The sequence below is a fragment of the Streptomyces sp. KR80 genome, from assembly GCF_052245555.1.
Lineage (GTDB): Bacteria > Actinomycetota > Actinomycetes > Streptomycetales > Streptomycetaceae > Streptomyces.
Genome location: NZ_JBQQCD010000022.1, coordinates 58,408 through 77,347 on the forward strand (window position 1 = coordinate 58,408; position 18,940 = coordinate 77,347).

The following is an 18,940-nucleotide window of genomic DNA, read 5'->3' on the forward strand; positions in this document are numbered from 1 at the left end:
TCCCGCCGTCCGGTGGGGCAGGTCAGACGTCGGGCTCATCGGTCGTGTAGTACGCCGCGAAGGCGCTCACGACCTGGTCCTCGGTGATCCGGCCGTCCCCGTCGGCGTCCAGCACGGCCGCCACCTTGCCGGAGATGTCCTCCGGGACGCCCAGGATCCTGGCCACCCTCGCCGCCTCCTCGGGGGTCAGCTCGCTGCCGGCGTCGCTGTGCGCGACGGCGATCGCCGCGTGGAAAAAGGGGCGCGCGATCTCGGCGAACCGCCCCGGGTTGTCCCGCAGCCGCTTCACGGCACCGTTGACGAACTCGTCGCGGGTGATCCGCTGGTCACCGTCCCGGTCTGCTATCCCGGCCATCCCCTGCCAGAACGCCTCGGCGCCCTCGTGCAGAGCCTGTCCCTGAATGGACCTGGCGGGCTTGTCGAACTCCTTGAGCAGAGCAGCGGCGGCCGCGTGGAAGTCCTCGCGGGAGATGAAGCCGTTGCCGTCCTGGTCGAAGGTGGCGAAACGGCGGCTGATCTTGCGCTCGTACTCGGCTCTGTCCACGGGTCGCGCCTCACGTTTCCTCTCGGGTGACCGGCTCAGATAGTACGTACGTCCGAGGCAGCCGCGAAGCTCAGGAACGCGTTCCACGCGTCAGCCGAGAAGTGCAGCCGGGGCCCGTCGGGGTCCTTCGAGTCGCGGACTGCGACGGCGGCCTCGGCCTCCTTGAGCGCCGCGAACTCGACGCATTCGCCACCCTGGCTGTCGCTGTAGTTCGACTTGCTCCACATCGCGCCCGCGAGTGGGGCGCACTCGATGCAGTCGCCGCCCTGAGCACTGCTGTAGCTCGACTTGCGCCAGTTGCTGCTCATAGCTCCTCCAGGAGTGAGGCAATCAGGTCCGCCGAATCCTCTGGCGAGAGCGCGGCGGCCCGCAAAAGATCATATCGAAACGCAGCCTGCTTGAACTCGTCCGGATGAGCCATAACGTGAGCGGTTCCGACACCTTCGCTGTAGACGAAGTCCGCGCCCTCATCCATGGTGAGGAGGTTGAACGACCCATCCAGCCAGGTCGGGCTCCCTGCGCTGAAGGGCAGGATCTGGATGACCATCTTCGGGTCGTAGCGGTAGTCCAACAGCCGCTGCAGTTGGGCCCGCATCACATCGGCGTGGGTGAAGCGGCGGCGCAGCACCGCCTCGTCGAGGACCACCCAGATCTCGGGGGCGTCCGGCCGCTCGAGGATACGCTGGCGCTTCATCCGCGCCGCGACCATGGCCTCCAAGTCCTGGTGGCGGCCCGTACGCAGTAGCGCGCGGGCGAAGTCCTCGGTCTGCAGCAGGCCGTAGAGCGTCTGCGCCTGATACGTGCGGATCGCCGTCGCCGCCGCCTCGAACTCTGGGTACTCGCGGAACCACGACGGCAGTGGCAGGCGCGCAACCAGCTGCCAGAGCCGCTCGAACGAGCCGTCCGTCTTGAAGATCTTGTCGCAGGACTCCGCGAACTCGTGCGTCGGGAAGCGCTTCGCCGTCTCGATGTAGCCGACCAGCGCTCCTGAGCAGTAGAAGGCCTTGCCTAGCTCGTTCTGGGACATCTCCGCGCTCTCGCGGTGGAGGCGTACCTCCGAGCCGAAGAAGGCGAGTGGAGATCCGCTCGGGTCGAGTTCATTCGGATTCGGCATGGCTACCCCCTCGTTCGACAGCCAACGCTGTCAGCGACCAACTCATAGCCGAGAGTAGCCACCGCCTCTGACACTGGTGCCGTGAATCACGCAACTCAACGCGGCCTGCACATCAGCCGATTGCCGCTCCCCCACGCCGCGCTCGCGACACGTCAGGCCCGCCGTCACGTCCGGGACGTGCTTGGCACGTGGGGGCTCGGCGACGGCGAACTGGCCGCCGACGCCGAGTTGGTGGCCGCGGAGCTGGTCACCAACGCCGTACGGCACGCCACCTGCGCCTGTGGCTGCACCCGAGGAGTGATCGCGCTCGCGTTGTGGCTGAGCGACAACCGCCTGCGCGTGGAGGTCGGCGACCCGAGCCGTACGTCTCCGCGCTGGCCCAGCGGTCGCGTCCCGGTCCCCGACCCGGAGGGCGACGGCGGACGCGGGCTGACGATCGTGACCGCGCTCGGGAAGGACTGGGGGCACTACGCGCGGCCGGTGCGCGGAAAGGTGGTGTGGTGCGAGTTCGCGGTCGCGTGACACGCACCTGCATCAACCGGGGCGTGACTCAATGGGCGATGCCGTCGATCAAGTCGCGGGCGCCCTGGCGCAGCAACGCCACTGCGACCGACGTGCCGAGAGTCGCAGGGTCGAGCGGGCCCGCCCACTCGTGCGCGTCGAGCACCGTCTTGCCGTCCGGGGTGAAGACCCGGGCCCGGAGCGACAGTCCGCCGCCCCGCTCCGCCCTCGCGTATCCGGCGATCGGCGAGTTGCAGTGGCCCTGGAGGACGTGTAGGAACATCCGCTCTGCCGTCGCCTCCCTGAAGGCGTCGGGGTCACCGAGCCCGCTGACCGCGTCGATCGTCTCGGTGTCGTCCTCGCGGCACTGCAGGGCGAGGATTCCGGCGCCGATGGGCGGACACATCGCGTCCACCGACAGAATCTCGCTGATGACGTCCGTACGGCCGATGCGCTCCAGCCCGGAGACGGCGAGGAGCAGCGCGTCGGCCTCTCCCGCGGCCAGTTTCTCCAGGCGGCGGTTGGCGTTGCCGCGCATCGGTACGTACTCCAGGTGCGGGTGGGAGCTGGCGAGCTGCGCGACCCTGCGAACCGAGGAGGTGCCGATCCGGGTGCCTGCGGGCAGCTCGTCCAGCGTGAGTCCGTCCGGGTGCACCAACGCGTCGCGGATGTCGTCGCGTTTGAGGAACGCCGCGAAGGTCGTACCCGCCGGCAGCGGGCGGTCCGCGGGCACGTCCTTGACGCAGTGCACCGCGAGGTCGGCCTCGCCGGCGAGCAGCGTGGCGTCGACCTCCTTGGTGAATGCCCCTTTTCCGCCCAGCTTCGCGAGGTCGCCCATCCACCGGTCGCCGACGGTGGTGACGGGCACGACCTCGGTACGGATACCCGGGTGGAGGGCGGACAGCTCGGAACGGACACGCTCCACCTGGGCGAGGGCCATGGGCGACGAGCGAGAGACGATGCGGATCAGCTCGGGGACGGACATGCGTACACCCTAGGTCCGTCGCATGCGTTGCTCCGCCGAAGGCCCGGGGATCATTCCGCCGACCGGCGTGCGAATTGGCGAAAGGCGGCGTGGTGCGAGTGCTTGATCGCATGATCCACTGGATCTGTGGAGGCAGTCGCGGCAAGCGTGATAGCGGTGCTCGGCACCCTTTTTGGCTCGGGGTTGACGCATTCGTTCCAGCAGCGGGCAAGCCGACGGAACGAACAGTTCACGCGGAACGAACGATTACGGCAGGAGCGGCTGGACGCCTACAGCATGTACGCGGGCGCGCTGCTGAACTACCGGCGCAGCCTGATCGATCGGTGGTGCTACGAGCACGAGCCCGAGAAGAGCATCGGCGAGGACGAGACCCAGGTGCTGGCGAGATCGTACGAGCTGGGTTCGCAGGCCCAGGAAGCCCTGTTCCGAGTGGAGATGCTCACTGACGACCCCGAGCTCGTCGAGCGGGCGGAGGCGGCTCTCAAGCGGGTGACCAAGCTGCACAAAGCGAAGGACCGTGCGGACCTCAAAGCCCAGCGGACGGCCACGCGGGCCTTGATACGCGAATTCGTGGCCGCCGCCAAACGCCATGTCGGCTGAGGACGTCGACCGGATACACAGTCGGCGACGACGGGATCGACCGGCCAAGCGGCGAGCGACTGCGGCTACGCCGAGAGCGGGCTCGTGGTCTCGTCCACGGCCGAGGCGACGTCCGGGTAGACCTCGAAGAGACGGCGGACGCCGAGCGCGGCGAGAACGCGGTTCACATGGGAGCCGTCCTCCGCGCCGCGGGCCGGGAGGATGAGCCGCAATCGGCCCTGGCAGGAGCGCATCAGCCGACGGGCGGCGATGAGAACGCCGACGCCGCTGGAGTCGCAGAACCGGACGCCGGAGAGGTCCAGCACCAGGCTGCGGCGCCCCTCGGCCACCGCGTCGTGCACGTGCTGCCGTACTGAGGGAGAAGTCACCAGGTCCATTTCGCCCGAAACCTGAACGATGGCCCACTCCCCTTGCTCGCACTCCACCACTTTCAAGGTCACGCGCCCGACGTCCCTTCGCTCCGTCCGCTGCGCCCGCTGTGCGATCCCTAAGCGGAAGCAGTCCTTCCTGCCTCGGCTGCCCGGCTGTTACCCCCTGAAACACGCGTCTCGGTGCGCCGCTGCCCAAGACCCTACGCATCCGGCGGATCCACGTCTTGGGGAATACAGTCAAAGTGACCGGATCCATATCACCCGGAGCGGTCCGAGCGGTACACATTGCCGCAAAGGGGCGTGCGTTCTCCGTGTCGACCATTACATTCGATGTGACGGTTGGTACCCCGAGGCAGGCAGAACAGGGTTGGGGGCCTGGATGGCGAATGACGCACCACCCCGTTGGGACCGGAAGATGCAGCAACGACTGGCGCGCGGTGAGGCAGCTGCGCTTGGTGAGCTGTACGACCGGTTTGCGTCACTTGTCCACAGTCTCGCCCACCGGGTGCTCGGCGACGAAGACAAGGCCGACCGCGTGACCCGCGAGGTGTTCGGCTACATCTGGGAGAACCCCGACGCGTACGACCCCAAGCTGGGTTCGTTCCGCTCCTGGGTCGCCACGCTCACTCACCGCCAGGCCGTCCACCGTCTTCGGGAGGCGGAGTCGGAGCTGATAGGGGAGGGTGGGAGGGTCACGCCCGACGAGGTCGAGGAGAAGGTCCGCGAGGCCTCCACCGCGGCCCGAGCCGATTACATCAGGACCTCCATGCCCGCACCGCTGCGTGCCGCGCTCGAGCTCGCGTACTTCGAGCGCCGCGACTACCGCCAGACCGCCGCCGACCTGGGAGTGACGGAGGACGAGGCGCGACGCAGGCTGCGATTGGGACTTCAGTTGCTGTCCACCGCGCACAGCGACACTCGCTCGGCGTCCCCACCCGGATACGGGAGGGCGTTGTGAGCGGCTCGTTCGGGACCGACCGGCCCGATCCGGAGGACGGGGCCTGGAGCGGGCCCGGCGGCGGAGCGGGGAGTGATTCCGGCAAGGGGCCGGGGAACGGGGGCGGGAACGGAAGCGGGCGCGCCTCCGACGGACCCGACGGCTCCGGACGCCCCCGCATACCACCTCCCCGATCGGCGGCCGAGGACCGCGGGCCGCTGCCCGCTCCAACCCCGCTTCCGCGAAAGTCTCCGGTTCCGCTTCCCTCCCCGCCTGCCATTCCAGACAAAGCAGGCATTGAGTATCAAATCCCCACATATAGCCACAGAGTGCTGAAGTCGCTGCTGGGTGCGTGGGCGTTGTCGGCCTGCTCGGCCGAAGAGACCGCTGCCGTCGAAGCGCATCTCACGGACTGCGCACCGTGCGCAGAGGAGGCCGTACGACTGCGGGACGCGGTCGGTCTGCTGCAGCGGGAGGAAACCCTGGACCTGGATCCGCTGCTCCGCTCTCGCGTGCTGGCCGGCTGCCTGGGGCGCAGGCCCGCGCGTATCCCGGTGCCCGAGTGGGCGGAGCCGTACGACGCGGAGACGGCCCGGCTGGACGCACTGCTGCGTGACATGGGCGAGTCGGAGTGGCGTGCGCCGGTCCGGCTGCGCTGGTTCGAGGGCGACCACGAGATGGAGCGGGAGGCGACCGTCGCCGGAGTGCTGGGGCACCTGATGGTCGTGGACGGCATCGTCACCACCGCCCTCGGCCTCCCCGACCCGCTCGGAGCGCTCACGCCGGCCGGCTCGGACGAACCGCCGGCGGCGACGCCGGAGACGCGGACCGAGGCGTACTGGAGCTCGGAACTGCCCGAGCCGCCCGGTTCGATCCGGGAGGTGTGGCGCGACCAGGCGCACACCCTGATCCGTACGGCCGCCTTCGCGGGGCGCGGCGTCGGGGAACTGGGCGTGCGATACGGCGCCTTCCGGCTTCCGCTGCGCGACGCGTTCCTGGACCGTGCCTTCGAGTGCTGGGTACACGCCGGGGACATCGCGGAGGCGGTGGACTATCCGTACGAGCCGCCGGCCGGCGGGCATCTCAACCGCATGATCGACCTGGCGGTCCGGTTGCTGCCCGATGCACTGGCGGGGCGGCGGCGAACGGGCCTTGCGGGTCCGCCGCGCACTCTGGTGGCCGCGGGGGCGCCGGGGCGTTCGCTCCACCTCGAGGTGGAGGGCAGCGGCGGCGGGCACTGGTACATCGCGCTGGACTCACCAGCGGCGGTGGGCTCGCCGGACCAGGCGGTGGCCCATGTGGCGCTGGACGGGTCCGAGTTCTGCCGGCTGGCGTCGGGTCATGTGACGCCCGAGGAAGCGGCCGCGGGGCAGGAGGGCGATCGCGAGGCCATCCGCGACGTGCTCTCGGCCACGGCCTCCCTCTCGCGCCTGTAGCCGTCGGGCACCGGGGCATGATGCGAACCTGCGAGATGTGCGGAGCCCGGACCGAGGCGGGACGCACGAAGCCGGGTCGTCCTGCGAAGTACTGTTCGCCCGCATGCCGGCAGCGCGCCTTCCGTCGCCGCGCGGCGTCGCGGAGGACGGTGGCGGCACCTGCGGACGACGCCCGGCCACCCGGCGGGCCGCAGGCAGAAGCAGGGGCGGGAGACCAGGCCGAGCCGCAGGCTGGACCGCCGCCGCGCGGAGAGTTACCGACGGCGCTCGACGGGTTCGTCGGCCGCAAGCGCGAGTTGACCAGGTTACGGTCCCTGCTGCGCTCCTCCCGTCTACTGACCCTGGTCGGGCCGGGCGGTGTCGGCAAGACGCGACTGGCACGGGAGCTGGTGGGCGGCAGGGTCGGCGGCCGGGGCGCGCCCGCCCGCCTGGTGGAGCTGGACTCGCTGCAGGACGGCGGTCGGCTGGTCCCGTTCACGGCGGTCGCGCTGGGCGTCGCGGAACGAGGCGGCCACCCGATCCTCGAATCGCTGGTGCGGACGCTGAGCAACTCCGGGGTGCTGTTGGTCCTGGACAACTGCGAGCATCTGATCGAGCCGTGCGCACGGCTGTCCGCCGAGCTGCTGCAGCGCTGCCCCGGTCTGCGCATCGTGGCCACGAGCCGGGAGCCGCTGCGCGTACCGGGTGAAGTGGTCTTCCGGGTGGGCGAGCTCACGCTGCCACCGCCCGGCTCGGGCGGGGATCTCGCCTCGCTCCGGCACTCGGACGCCGTCGGGCTGTTCGTGGACCGGGCACGGGCCTGCGAACCCGACTTCGCCCTGACACCGAGCAACGCGCGGACGGTCGCGGAGATCTGCCGCCGGCTCGACGGGCTGCCGCTGGCGATAGAGCTGGCGGCGCGCCGGGCCGGTTCTCTGCCTCTGCCCCACATCCTCGCCGGCCTGGACGACCAGCTGACGCTGCTGGCGGACGGCTTCCGCACCGGGCCCGTGCGCCACCGCGAGCTGGGGGCGGCGGTGGAGTGGAGTCATACGCTGCTGGACCCGGACGAGCAGGCCGTCTTCCGTCGGCTGTCGATACTGGCCGGCGGCTTCAGTCCCGAGGGAGCCCGGGCGGTCTGCGCCGCGGACGACGAGGAAGACGCGGAAGGCGTGGAGCCGGACGACGTACTGCGTCTGCTGTGCGCGCTGGAGGAGAAGTCCCTGGTCGTACGGGCTCCCGGCTCCCCGGACACCGCGCGTTTCCGCCAGTTGAGCCCCATCCGGGCATACGCGCTCGGCCTCCTCCGGTCCGCCGGCGAGCTGGACGCGGCACGGGACCGCGCGGTCGCCTGGCTGGCCGCGCTGGTCGGGCCCGGCACCCCGTTGGCGCCGGCGGGCGACGAGCTGGCGGAGCGGCTGGAGATCGAGGAGGCGAACCTCGCATCCGCCGTCCAATGGACCGCCGATGAGGGCGGCGACCGGCATCTGAGGCTCGCCGTGGGGCTGGCCCGGCTCCGCCGCCACCAGGAGCAGGTGACGGAGGCCCGGACTGTCCTGGCGGGGGCCCTGGCGGCCGGAGCCGCAGCCGTACGGGACCGGGAGTGCCTCAGCGGTGCGCTGGCATTGGCGGCGCGGACCGCGTGCATGCAAGGGGACCACGAGGACGGGATGCTCCTCGCCGAGGAGGCGGTGGCCGTCGAGCGGGCCGACGGCCACCGTCCCGCCGGGCTGGCCGACGCGTTGGACGCCCTGGCCGTCGCCCGACTGTCCCGGAGGGACTTCGTTGCCGCGGAAGCCGTGTACCGCGAGTGCCTCGATCTTGTCCGCCCCCTCGGCAACCCGCTGACGACGGCCGTGCACCAGCACCGTCTGGCCTGGGCGCTGCTGCACACCGACGCCCTCGCCGAGGCCCGACGGCTCATGGCGGAGTGTCTTCCCGTCCTGCGCGAGCTGGCTCCGCCGAACCATCAGGCCGCGGCCCTGCACACCACCGGCGCGCTCCAGCTGGCCCTCGGGGACCTGGACACCGCGGAGGAGGCGTTCGTCGAGGTGCTGCACAGGGCGCCCGCGGACAGCTTCCACGCCCTCTACCCCGTCGAGGGTCTCGCCATCGTGGCCGCCGGGCGGAGCGAATCGCGGCGGGCGGTGCGGCTGGCCGCCTCGGCCGCAGCGGCCCGCGAGCAGCTCGGCATGCGCCCTGAGGCGGAGTGGGAGCGGCGGGTGGCGGGCGCTGTCAACCGGGCCCGGGCACGTATCGACCGGGAGGGGCAGAACCGGGCGGCGACCGAGGAGACGTCGCTGCGGGGAGAGCGCCTCGTGGCCTACGCGCTGCGCGCCCCGGACACCGCGCCCGGCCTCGCACAGCCGGGCGGCGACTCGCCCCTGACGGCGCGGGAACACCAGATCGCGCTGCTCGTCTCCAAAGGATTGACGAACCGTCAGATAGCGGAACGGCTGCGGCGCTCCACCGGCACCATCGCAACGCACCTCAACAGCATCCGGGACAAGCTGGGCGTGCGCTCCCGCACGCAGATCGCCCTGTGGGCAGTCGGCCGACGCGATCGCGGCGTCGGCTGAACTCTCGCCTCCCGGCGGGGACCGCGTCCACGGCGGCGCCTCGCCGCGCCCCCGACCCAACGGCGGCGCGAGCGAACCCTGACCGCCCGGCGGGAATTTCGTCACGCGGTGCCGTCCTCGAGCACCGTCCTCGATCATCCGGTCGATGTGCTCCGGGAGAGCAACCGGAAGGGTCTGATCCGAGACATGGATTCCCCCCACAGGTCCCCCACGAGGAGTTGCCGTGCCACACAGCAAGAACCGTTCGGACGCCGAGGTTGCCGTCCCCAACACGCCCCCCGGGGAGGCGGAACCGGACCCGAAATCCCGTCGGTCCTTCATACGGGCCGGATCCCTGGGCGTGACCTCGGTGGCGCTCGCGGCCACCGGTGTCGCCTCCGTGAACGAGTCGGTCGCCTCGGAGTCGTCGCCGGCCGCGACGCGTCCGCGGAGCGCACCCCTGGCCGTGACCCCCGCCTGCTCCGGACACGAAACACCGGCGGCCACGGAAGGCCCCCTGTTCAAGCCCGAGTCGCCCGAGCGCACGAATTTCATCACCCCGGCGATCACCGGCGTGTATCTGCGGCTCCGCGGGGTCGTGTACGACACCGCCTGCAAGCCGCTGCCGGACTGCCTCATCGAATTCTGGCAGTGCGACCAGAACGGCGACTACGACACCGCGGGGTTCTCCCTGCGCGGCCACCAGCGCACGACCGCGCGCGGCACATACGAGCTGGAGACGATCATCCCCCGTGACTACTGGGGACGTTGGGGAAAGCGCGCCCCGCACATCCACACGCAGGTGCAGGCACCCGGCGGGCCGATTCTCGTCACCCAGCTGTACTTCCCGGACGACACCAAGGCGTACGGCCGCGACTTCGCCGCCCTCAACGCGCGCGACCGGCTCCTCAACCGCGCCTGCACGATCACCCTCGAGTCGCTGGGGACCGGCCGTTACGCCGGGACGTTCGACTTCGTCATCTCGACCACGGCCTAGCAGCCTTGCCGACACACGAGGAAACCGACATGGCAGTGAGCACACCGCGCACAGCGGGGAAGAAGTGGTGGGTGGCCGGCCTGGCCACCTTGTCGGGGGCCGTCGTCTGCACGGCTCTGATCGCGAGCGGGGTCGTGGACACCCCCGGCTCGTCGGCGGAGCCGGTCGCAGCCACGCGCTCCGCGCAGCGCGCCGGGAACTGGCAGCAGACCCCGGTCCCCGTCGAGAAGGGGGACATCACCGCGGTCGACGCCCTGAGCGAGAAGCAGGCGTGGGCCGTGGGCTACCGGCTCAAGAGCCTGGACGAGCTCGAAGCGCTCGCCCTGCGCTGGGACGGCACCTCCTGGAAGCAGGAGTCGAAGCTCCCCGACGGAAGCTTCCCGCAGACCCTCTCCGTCCGCGCGGCCGACGACATCTGGGCGGCCGGAAGCGGTACGGCGCACTGGGACGGCACGAAGTGGACCAGCCACCAGCCGGCCCGGGACCCGGGCGGACGGCTCGTCCCCGACGCCCTGGCCACCGCCGCGGGCGGCAAGGCCTGGGTGGCGGGCCGGGCGGTTCCGAACGGCATCAAGAACGGCGTCCCCGCGATCCAGACCTGGGACGGCACGCAGTGGCAGCGCCAGACGCTGCCGGACGTCGGCAAGGGCGAGCTCAGCAGCATCGTCGCCGTGGCGCCGGACGACGTCTGGGCCGCGGGCACGGCGTACGGCACCGGCGAAGACGCGCCCCAGACCTCCCTCGTCCTCCACTGGGACGGCTCCTCCTGGAAGCAGGTCGACTCGCCGGGCGTCCAGGGCAGCGCGACCTGGCTGACCGGCGTGACCGCGCTCGCCCGCGACGACATCTGGGCCGTCGGCGGCAGCAGCGAGAGCGGGGCAGCTGACCGGCCGTTCGCGATCCACTGGGACGGCAAGAGCTGGAAGGTCGCCGAGACGCCCGATGTGGCCGACGGCCGGCTGCGCACGGTCGCCCGGACCGCGGACGGCGGGCTGACCGCCATCGGCGGCAAGGGCGCGGTCTCCGTCGCGCTGCGCTGGGACGGCAAGGGGCAGCGATGGGAGAACACCGCGGCGCCCGGCATCGTCGTCAGGGGCGCGAAGGCGGTGCCGGACAGCTCCACGGTCTGGGCCGTGGGCATCGCCCGTGAAGGGGATCTGGTCCCGGCGGTCACCCGTATCCGCTGAGCAGCGGATACGGGGCGGGGGCCCGGCCGATGCGGTGGTCCGGCCGGGCCCCCGCCGCACGCTCGCCGCTGTCGGGCAACCTGCGTGGCGATCCCGGAAGCAGTGGCTGGGGCGATGGTTCGGGTCAGAAAGTGCTTCGGTACCGCGACGCACCCCGAGCCGAGACGGTGCCGCAAAGGCGGGAAAGGCCCACTAGGCCGCCCGGACAGGGCTTAGGCGAAGACCACCGTGCGGGTGCCGTTGAGCAGGACCCGGTGTTCGCTGTGCCACTTCACCGCGCGGGCGAGGGCCTGGCACTCCACATCGCGGCCGACCGCCACCAGCTGCTCCGGCGTGACCTCGTGGCCGACCCGCTCGACCTCTTGCTCGATGATCGGGCCCTCGTCGAGATCCGCGGTCACGTAATGCGCCGTGGCACCGATGAGCTTCACGCCGCGGGCGTGGGCCTGGTGATAGGGCTTGGCACCTTTGAAACTCGGGAGGAAGGAGTGGTGGATGTTGATGATCCGGCCGGCCAGCGCCTTGCACAGATCGTCGGAGAGCACCTGCATGTAGCGGGCGAGCACGACCAGCTCGACGCCCTCCTCCTCGACGAGCTTCAGCAGCTCCGCCTCCGCCTCGGCCTTGGTGTCCTTCGTCACCGGAATGTGGTGGAAGGGAATGCCGTACGAGGAGACGAGCTCCTCGAAGTCGGTGTGGTTCGAGACCACGGCGGCGATCTCCACCGGCAGCGCACCGATCCGGGTACGGAACAGCAGATCGTTCAGGCAGTGCCCGAACTTGCTGACCATCAGAACGATCCGCATCTTCTCCGCGGCCCGGTGGATCTGCCAGTCCATCCGGAACCGGTCGCCGATGGCAGCGAAGCTGGCCCGCAGCTTCTCCAGCGTCACCGGATCGTCGGCCGAGAAGTGCACCCGCATGAAGAACAGCCCGGTGTCGCGGTCCCCGAACTGCTGGCTGTCCTCGATGTTGCAGCCCGTCATGAACAGATAGCTGGACACGGCGTGCACGATGCCCTGCCTGTCGGGGCAGGAGAGGGTGAGGAGGTACTCCTCGGGCGCCTTCGAGGGAGCGGCGGACTGCGACTCGTTCATGGCCCTTAGCGTCGCATACCCGGGCCGGGCCTCAGACGGCGCGCTTCATGATCGCGAGCACCTCGAGGGAGCGCGGCGGTGTGTCCACGTCGTCACCGTCGTTGGTCGCCAGCAGGACGTGCGCCTCCCGCGCGGCCCGTACGGCCTCGGGCCACCCGTGGTGCTCCAGATACGCGGAGACCTGGGCGTCCGCGCCGACCTGGTGCATGATCCGCAGCACCCGCAGCACGGCGACGTCGACGAGGGCCGCCTCCTGTGAGTCACGGAAGATCGTCCCGACGTACTTCTCGGCGGACCAGTTGTCGAGCCAGGTGTCCTCGACCAGCCGGTACACGGCGTCGGTGACGTCCCCGTAGCCTTCGCGGCCGGCCAGCCAGCACTCCTGCTGGAAGACGGGGTCGGAGAGCATGTGCAGCGCGGAGCGCACATTGCTGCGCCAGCGCCACCACGGCATGTCGTTGAGTGGCATGCCGCCCATGGTGGTCGAGTGGCGGCCTCGACGGGAAGACCTGTCCGAACCTTGCACGGTCACCGATCGTACGTTCTTCACAAACGGTGACACGCGCACCCCCTGTTGTTCACCTTCACGACACCTCCCGTTACCTTCGCATCACTCCCGTGTTATGGCGCGGCCGGAAGAGTTGCGCAGCATGACCGGACGGCGACGCCCCTTCTCCCCTCGCCTGTTCATAGCCGCAGCGACCACGGCGATCTTTGCTTCACTGCTCAGCGGCTGTGGTGCGCTCTCTGGCGTGGCCGCGGGATCCGATGACCCCATCGCGGTGATGACCTGGGCTCCCGAGGGCACCAAAGCGACCAACAGACCTGGCATGCCCGCCATGGCCGAGGCCTACGCGCGCTGGACCAACGACCGCGGCGGCTTGGGCGGCCGCGAGCTCAAGGTCCTCACCTGCAATGAGCGGAACAGCACAGTGGGCGCGGGGCGCTGTGCACGGCGGGCCATCGCCGAGGACGTCGTCGCGGTCGTCGGCTCGTACAGCCAGCACGGGCGGTCGTTCATGTCCCAGCTCGAGGCGGCGGGCATCCCCTACATCGGTGGCTACGGCGTCACCGACGAGGAGTTCACGAGCCCCATGTCGTACCCCGTCAACGGCGGGGTGGCCTCGCTGCTCGCGGGCAATGGACGGCAGCTCGCCCGCAAATGCCAGAAGGTCTCCCTCGTCCGGCCCGACACCATCGCCGGGGACCAGATGCCCTCGCTCCTCAACGCGGGCCTGGTCCAGTCCCAGAGGCGCGCGGCCTGGGACGTACGGGCCCCGGAGGACGCGAACCAGTACACGGCCCACGCAGAAGCGGCCCTGGCGGGCGCGGGCGCCGACCCGGACTTCTCCGCCTCCGTCCCCGAGGGCACGAAGGCCGATGGTCCTTGCGTCACCGCGGCGCTCGGGGACCGCACCGAAGCCTTCTTCGACTCCTTCCGCCACGTCCAGGAGGACAAGCCGCAGGTGCAGATCGCCTCGGTCCTCGGCAGCGTGCAGCAGTCGCTGGTGACCCAGACGGGCGGCAAGGCCAGCCCCCTCGAAGGAGCTCTGGTGACGGGCTGGTATCCGCCGGCGAGCGATCCGCGCTGGGAGCCGCTGCGCGAGGTCCTCCTCAAGCACGCCTTCGGCGACAACCGCATCGACCCGGCCGACCCGGGCGTCCAGACCACCTGGATCGCGTACTCGGTGCTGCGCGCGGCCGTCGAGTCGCTCGACGGGGGAGCGGTCACGGCGGCGTCCGTACGGCGGGCCCTCGACGGCGGGATCGGCGAGCAGGGCGTCGACACCGGCGGCCTGACACCGAAACTGAGCTGGCGCTACGAGGACATGCTGGCGGTACGGGGCTTTCCACGCATCACCAACGCGATGGTGACGTACCAGGAGGTACGGGACGGCCAGCTCGTCTCGGCACGGGACGGCTTCGTGGACGTCTCGCGGACGCTCGAGGGACGCCCCCAGGAAGGCTGAGCGACGGCACGACCCGCCTTCGAGCGCGGGGCGTGTGGGGTGGCGGGGCCGGGCGGGTCAGAGCTGGGTGTACTGCCGCTGCTCGAGGCCGTACTTGCCGGCGATTGTGTTCCAGAGTCCGGCAGATTGTTGCTTGGCCTTCGTGGCCTCGCCGCTCGCCCTGTTGCCTGCGGCCGTCTGGCCGGTGGACCGGGCCTGGCCTTTGTGGCAGCCGCTCTTCCTGCCGCCTGCCGCGACCTGGTCCGCCCAGGCTGCGTAGTGGTTGTCCGCCGCGGCGGAGGCCTTCCAGGCCCTCGTCAGGGACGCCGTGAGCGCCTGGTGGTCGGGAAGCTTGTCCACGGAGATCTTCTGGAGCCGGGTCACGAGCGCATTGCGCTGGTTCGCGGCGCCGCGGAGGTCCTGGGCGGCCTGGCCGAGGTTCCGGCAGGACTTGATGTTCTCGACCGACTTGATCACCGTCGCCCGGCTGTCGTTGCTGTCCGCGAGCAGCGCGTCGAGGGACTTGGCCTGCTCCTCGGCGGGGTCGGCGGCCGGGTCGGCCTTCTCACCGTCCTCGCTCTTGATCGCCGCGGTCTCCGAGCGCTTGTCGGCGGCCGTGTCCTCGTCCCCGCCACTGCTGAGCGCGGCACCGGCCGCGAGACCGGCGATGGCGCACCCGGCGACGACGATGCCGACGAGAGCCACGGGTGAAAGGCCGCGCCGACGGCCGGCTTCCCAGCCGGAGCCGTCCGACTCGTGCTCGCCATAGGGCACGCCGTGTTCGGGCTGCTGCTCGAAGCGTGGGATCTGCTGGGTGGCGTCAGCGGCGCCGGAAGCGCCGGGAGATGCCCCCTCCGACCGGAATAGCCCGTCGAACTCGGAAGGGGGCTGCCGGTCGCCGGGCATCCCCGGGCGGATCGCGAAGGGAGCACGGGACGGGGGCGCGGGGGCCTCGGCGGCGACCGGTGCGATGTACTGCGTCGCCTCGGCGTCCGGTCCGCCGTTCTCGGGCGGCAGCGGGCGGCGGCCGAGGAACTGCGTCGCCTGGTCCATCGCCTCCGGCGGCACCGGGCTGCCGCCGTCGCCGGATATCGGAGGTATGAGCTGTGTTGCCTGGGCATCGTCGAACGAGGCGGCGGCCTGCGGCTGCGGCTGCCCGGCCGGCACCTCCGGATACGGCTGCGGCTGGGCGTGCGCCGTCGTACCTTCGGGATGCCACGGCGCCTGCGCGGCGGGCGCCTCAGGGTGGTCCCATGGCGTCCCCGTAGCCGCCGCCCCCTCCGGGTCCCATGGCGTCCCCGTAGCCGCCGCCCCCTCCGGGTGCCACGGCGTCCCCGTAGCCGCCCCCTCCGGAGCGGCCGCCTCGAGCACTCTCGCCTCCACCACAGGCGCCTCATGATGCGTCTGCGTCAGCGGCTGCGCCGGTGACTCGGAGAGTGGCGGCGCCGGGGCCTGCTGCTGCCCGGGCTCCGGCCCCCAGGGCTGTCCCCACGGCTGGCCCGCCGCGGGGGCGGCCTGCTGCTCGGGAGTCCACTGGTCACCATGTGCGGGCAGCACCACGCCCTCGTGCGCGGGCGGGACCGCAGGGAGCTGCGGCTCGTTTCCCTGTCCGCTGTGCGTCACGGGGGGACTCCTATACCTTTGCGGGACTTACGACAGCGTCGGTCACGGTACCGGGTCGCTCCAGCGCTGTGCCATGACCCTGCCCACGACCGGACACCGAGCGGGCCCGCGTCTCCCCACGCGCCACCGGACCTTCAGCCGAGGTTCGCCCCCCGTTGCCGTACGTGCCCAAGCCCGAACCCCGCTCCATCACGCCGCCAGAAACCCCCTCGCCCCACCGCCGCCGTCAAGTCCCCCAGCCGCGACCGGAATTGCGCCTGCCCGCGATCGGGTTGTCCCAGCCGCCGGTAGGTTCGAGCACAGCGACAGGAGGAGGGCAAGGCAGTGCGCGAGTGTGAGGAGGGTTCATGACGACTGTTCTGATCACCGGTGCGACCTCAGGCATCGGGGCGGCATTCGCCGACCGATTCGCGACCTCCGGCTGCGATCTCGTACTGGTCGCACGGGACAAGGAGCGCCTGGACCGCAAGGCTTCCGACGTACGGACGCGATGGGGCAGCACCGTCGAGGTGCTGGCGGCCGACCTCATCGATCCACCGGAATGCCGCCGCGTCGAGGAACGCCTGGCCATGTCAGAGAGCCCGATCGACATTCTGGTGAACAACGCGGGCTTCGGGCTGCCCGCGCCCTTTCCCCACAGCCCGGTCGAGGACGAGGAGCGGATGCTTGATCTCTTGGTCCGCGCGCCGCTCCGTCTCAGCCACGCCGCCATCCCCGGTATGACCGCTCGCAGGCGTGGGGCCATCGTGAACGTCTCCTCCGTGGCCGGATTGCTGCCCACCGGAACCTACGGGGCTGCGAAGGCCTGGATCACGGCCTTCAGCGAATCCCTCCGCGTGGACCTCGCGCCGTACGGGGTACGGGTTCTGGCGCTCTGCCCGGGCTTCACCCGCACCGAGTTCCAGGAGCGGGCGGGCATGGACGTCAGCTCTGTGCCGTCCTGGGCATGGCTGGACGCCGACCCGGTGGTGGATCAGGCGCTGAAGGACCTGCGCCGGAACAGGCCCGTCAGCATCACCGGTTGGCAGTACAAGGCGTATGCCATGGCGGCGCGGCATCTGCCCCGGAGGGTGGCTGCCAAGATGGCCCGCTCCCGGAAACCCCCTGAATCGTCGTAGGCCCGTCGGGGTGCTGCCGGAGCCGTCGGCAGCACCCCGACCCCGCGTTCATCGAGCCGCGGCTCGTACGGGTCGGCAGCTCAGGAGAAGTGAGTCCGTACGTAGTCGAGGGCAGCGCCGACATCGATCAAGCCGTGCCCCGTGGCCTCGTCGGGACCGGGGCGGGCTTGCCGGCTGAACCTCGGGTGGTTGGCCCCGGCGGTGATGTCGATCGCCGTCTGTGACAGCGCCTGGGCGACCTGGCCGGGGGTGAGCCGCGGGTTGGCGCCCAGGAGCACTGCGGCCGCGCCGGCAATCTGGGGAGCGGCGGCCGAGGTGCCGGAGAACAGCGCCCATCCGTCGTCGGGCAGTGTGCCGTCACCGGGGTCCGGAAGCTGCCCGTCGCTGAACTGGCTCTCGTCGATGTCGAGCTGGCAGCCCGGTGGGATGGGGAGCATCAGGTACTGGGCGCGCGGCTGCATGCCCACCAGGCCGGAGACGGTGGGAACGGTCACGCCCGGGAACCATGGGCTCGCGTAGCCGCTGGCGTAGTCCGACGCCCGCAGTTCGAGCCCGGGGTTGGCGAAGACGCCGCCGGCGGAGATGACCCCGGGTACCTGCGGTTCGACCCCGAAGTGGCCGTTGCCGGCCGAGAAGACGACCACGATTCCCTGCTCGACCGCGTCGCGGATCTCCAGTGCCCACACCCGCCACGCTGCAGGAAGCGGCTGCTGTGCCAGGAGCTCCAAGAAATCGCTGCCCCAGGAGTTGGTGAGCACCTGCGGACGGTCGCCTTTCGCCCGCAGGAACCCGGCCATGGTGCTGGTCAGCAGCCCGCGCCAGTTGCTGGCGCGGTAGGGCTTGAGCGTGCAGCCGGGCGCCACGGCGAAGACGTTCGCCGATTCGCCGGTGCCGTGGCCGACGGGGTCCTCCGCAGGGTTGGTCCCGGGCTCGACGGCGACGGCGGGGTCGACGTGGTAGCGGTGCATCGCGAAATAGGTGTGCGCGTACTGCCCGGTGTCCACCATGGCGACCTGCACGCCGGCACCCACCTCGCCGTCCTGGTGTGCGCGGGTGGCACCGAGCAGCATGGCCACATCGCCAGGAACCCTCAGGTGGTGCTTGGCGACGTTCGGCGGCTGCGCCGGGGGAAACAGGCGGTGGGGTGTACGGGGCTGCTCCAGCACGACGGCTTCGATGGCGTCGGTGCCTGGCGCTGCGCCGACCCCGAGGTCTTCGGGCTGCTGGGGGCCGGTGATGTCGAGGTGGGTGACGTAGCGCTCCCGTCCCGTCTGCACCCGTTGCAGCACCTCGTAGGACTGGATCTGGCCGCCGGTCAGCTGCTCGTAGGCCGCGGGCGGGCCGCAGACGGTGAATCCCAGTCGGCTTTGGGCGGTCACGGTCAGTCCAACATCCCGCGCCTGCTGCTGCGCGTCGCTGAGCGTGCTCTCGGTACGGGCGTGGAACGGCCTGGTCGAGTCGAGCGCGCTCGCTTGGGTCATGGGCTCCGGCCCTTGTGACTGAGCGGAGATGTAGCCGAACACCGTATCCGGCGCAGGTTGTTGCCCGTCTTTCACGAAGGTCGGCAAGGTCATCTCTCCTCCAAGGGGAAGTTCGCGGGCACACCGAGGACGCACCCGCCCGGCGGACGGGGCGTCAAGGGTGGTGCAGGTGAGGGACCGGCAGTACGGTCAGGCGCTCCACGACCTCCTGCAGTTCTTGCGGAACCGGCAGGGTGTAGGAGTGTGAACGGTCCGGCAGCCGCTCGCCGAACGCGTCCTCGAACCGCTGACGCCGACCGGTGAGGAGCGCACCCGCCGCCGCGGGCACGGCATCGATACCGTGCTCGGCACACCACGCGATCACGGCGTCCGCAGTCCCCTGGGGTCGCAGCTCGGCTACGGCCTCGAAGAAGTCCTCCCGGGGAGCATTGCTCGGCCCACGTACCATCAGGTTCTCTCCCGA

19 protein-coding genes are annotated in these 18,940 nt (G+C 70.8%); 9 read left to right on the forward strand and 10 right to left on the reverse strand.

All coding sequences use genetic code 11. The features are described from left to right. Window positions 1-22 precede the first annotated feature (22 nt). The 3 genes from ACTWQI_RS25425 to ACTWQI_RS25435 are packed head-to-tail and all read right to left on the reverse strand — an operon-like array spanning window position 23 to window position 1,658. Complete coding sequence (locus ACTWQI_RS25425; RefSeq protein ID WP_443274065.1) at window positions 23-544, reverse strand: EF-hand domain-containing protein; 522 nt, start codon at window positions 542-544, stop codon at window positions 23-25. 35 nt (window positions 545-579) lie between these two features. Next, window positions 580-852 carry a DUF397 domain-containing protein gene (locus ACTWQI_RS25430; RefSeq protein WP_443274066.1) on the reverse strand — a complete coding sequence of 91 codons (273 nt, stop codon included), beginning with the start codon at window positions 850-852 and terminating at the stop codon, window positions 580-582. Beyond that, window positions 849-1,658, reverse strand: a complete 810-nt coding sequence (locus tag ACTWQI_RS25435; protein WP_443274067.1) for a helix-turn-helix domain-containing protein — start codon at window positions 1,656-1,658, stop codon at window positions 849-851. The genes ACTWQI_RS25430 and ACTWQI_RS25435 overlap by 4 nt, the downstream gene beginning before the upstream one ends. 81 nt (window positions 1,659-1,739) lie before the next feature. On the opposite strand from ACTWQI_RS25435, the gene ACTWQI_RS25440 reads away from it, so the two are divergent. Beyond that, window positions 1,740-2,180, forward strand: a complete 441-nt coding sequence (locus tag ACTWQI_RS25440; protein ID WP_443274068.1) for an ATP-binding protein — start codon at window positions 1,740-1,742, stop codon at window positions 2,178-2,180. Window positions 2,181-2,208: 28 nt separating this feature from the next. Here ACTWQI_RS25440 and hemC read toward each other — a convergent pair whose 3' ends face one another. Continuing rightward, entirely contained in the window at window positions 2,209-3,144 is a 936-nt protein-coding gene (hemC, locus tag ACTWQI_RS25445; protein WP_443274069.1) for a hydroxymethylbilane synthase, read from the reverse strand. A 126-nt stretch (window positions 3,145-3,270) separates the two neighbouring features. On the opposite strand from hemC, the gene ACTWQI_RS25450 reads away from it, so the two are divergent. Further along, a complete protein-coding gene (locus ACTWQI_RS25450; protein ID WP_443274070.1) occupies window positions 3,271-3,744 on the forward strand; it encodes a hypothetical protein in 474 nt (157 codons plus the stop codon). Between the two features lie 65 nt (window positions 3,745-3,809). Here ACTWQI_RS25450 and ACTWQI_RS25455 read toward each other — a convergent pair whose 3' ends face one another. Beyond that, window positions 3,810-4,184 carry an STAS domain-containing protein gene (locus tag ACTWQI_RS25455; protein ID WP_443274071.1) on the reverse strand — a complete coding sequence of 125 codons (375 nt, stop codon included), beginning with the start codon at window positions 4,182-4,184 and terminating at the stop codon, window positions 3,810-3,812. Window positions 4,185-4,494: 310 nt separating this feature from the next. On the opposite strand from ACTWQI_RS25455, the gene ACTWQI_RS25460 reads away from it, so the two are divergent. From ACTWQI_RS25460 to ACTWQI_RS25480, 5 genes are all read left to right on the forward strand, one after another. Then, on the forward strand, window positions 4,495-5,073 hold the full coding sequence (locus ACTWQI_RS25460; protein ID WP_443274072.1) for a sigma-70 family RNA polymerase sigma factor: 579 nt from the start codon (window positions 4,495-4,497) through the stop codon (window positions 5,071-5,073). Beyond that, on the forward strand, window positions 5,070-6,488 hold the full coding sequence (locus ACTWQI_RS25465; RefSeq protein ID WP_443274073.1) for a zf-HC2 domain-containing protein: 1,419 nt from the start codon (window positions 5,070-5,072) through the stop codon (window positions 6,486-6,488). The genes ACTWQI_RS25460 and ACTWQI_RS25465 overlap by 4 nt, the downstream gene beginning before the upstream one ends. A 149-nt stretch (window positions 6,489-6,637) precedes the next feature. Then, the gene (locus ACTWQI_RS25470; protein ID WP_443274074.1) at window positions 6,638-9,046 is read left to right on the forward strand and encodes an ATP-binding protein; all 2,409 of its coding nucleotides are present in this window, start codon (window positions 6,638-6,640) and stop codon (window positions 9,044-9,046) included. A 223-nt stretch (window positions 9,047-9,269) separates the two neighbouring features. Continuing rightward, window positions 9,270-10,022 (forward strand): dioxygenase family protein, encoded by a 753-nt coding sequence (locus tag ACTWQI_RS25475; RefSeq protein WP_443274075.1) that lies wholly within the window; start codon window positions 9,270-9,272, stop codon window positions 10,020-10,022. Window positions 10,023-10,051: 29 nt separating this feature from the next. Next, on the forward strand, window positions 10,052-11,209 hold the full coding sequence (locus ACTWQI_RS25480; RefSeq protein ID WP_443274076.1) for a hypothetical protein: 1,158 nt from the start codon (window positions 10,052-10,054) through the stop codon (window positions 11,207-11,209). A 212-nt stretch (window positions 11,210-11,421) separates the two neighbouring features. Here ACTWQI_RS25480 and purU read toward each other — a convergent pair whose 3' ends face one another. Continuing rightward, a complete protein-coding gene (gene purU, locus ACTWQI_RS25485; RefSeq protein WP_443274077.1) occupies window positions 11,422-12,306 on the reverse strand; it encodes a formyltetrahydrofolate deformylase in 885 nt (294 codons plus the stop codon). A 31-nt stretch (window positions 12,307-12,337) separates the two neighbouring features. Next, on the reverse strand, window positions 12,338-12,784 hold the full coding sequence (locus ACTWQI_RS25490; RefSeq protein WP_443274078.1) for an SCO4402 family protein: 447 nt from the start codon (window positions 12,782-12,784) through the stop codon (window positions 12,338-12,340). A 172-nt stretch (window positions 12,785-12,956) separates the two neighbouring features. On the opposite strand from ACTWQI_RS25490, the gene ACTWQI_RS25495 reads away from it, so the two are divergent. Beyond that, on the forward strand, window positions 12,957-14,276 hold the full coding sequence (locus ACTWQI_RS25495; protein ID WP_443274079.1) for an ABC transporter substrate-binding protein: 1,320 nt from the start codon (window positions 12,957-12,959) through the stop codon (window positions 14,274-14,276). A 57-nt stretch (window positions 14,277-14,333) separates the two neighbouring features. Here the strand turns inward: ACTWQI_RS25495 and ACTWQI_RS25500 are convergent, their stop codons facing one another. Next, a complete protein-coding gene (locus ACTWQI_RS25500) occupies window positions 14,334-15,878 on the reverse strand; it encodes a hypothetical protein (protein ID WP_443274080.1) in 1,545 nt (514 codons plus the stop codon). Between the two features lie 347 nt (window positions 15,879-16,225). On the opposite strand from ACTWQI_RS25500, the gene ACTWQI_RS25505 reads away from it, so the two are divergent. Next, a complete protein-coding gene (locus tag ACTWQI_RS25505; RefSeq protein WP_443274081.1) occupies window positions 16,226-16,996 on the forward strand; it encodes an SDR family NAD(P)-dependent oxidoreductase in 771 nt (256 codons plus the stop codon). A gap of 80 nt (window positions 16,997-17,076) precedes the next feature. Here the strand turns inward: ACTWQI_RS25505 and ACTWQI_RS25510 are convergent, their stop codons facing one another. Together ACTWQI_RS25510 and ACTWQI_RS25515 are read right to left on the reverse strand one after the other, a co-directional pair. Continuing rightward, window positions 17,077-18,570: a S8 family serine peptidase gene (locus tag ACTWQI_RS25510; protein ID WP_443274082.1), complete on the reverse strand. Its 1,494-nt coding sequence runs from the start codon at window positions 18,568-18,570 to the stop codon at window positions 17,077-17,079. A gap of 61 nt (window positions 18,571-18,631) precedes the next feature. Further along, window positions 18,632-18,925: a hypothetical protein gene (locus ACTWQI_RS25515; protein ID WP_443274083.1), complete on the reverse strand. Its 294-nt coding sequence runs from the start codon at window positions 18,923-18,925 to the stop codon at window positions 18,632-18,634. Window positions 18,926-18,940: the final 15 nt, after the last annotated feature.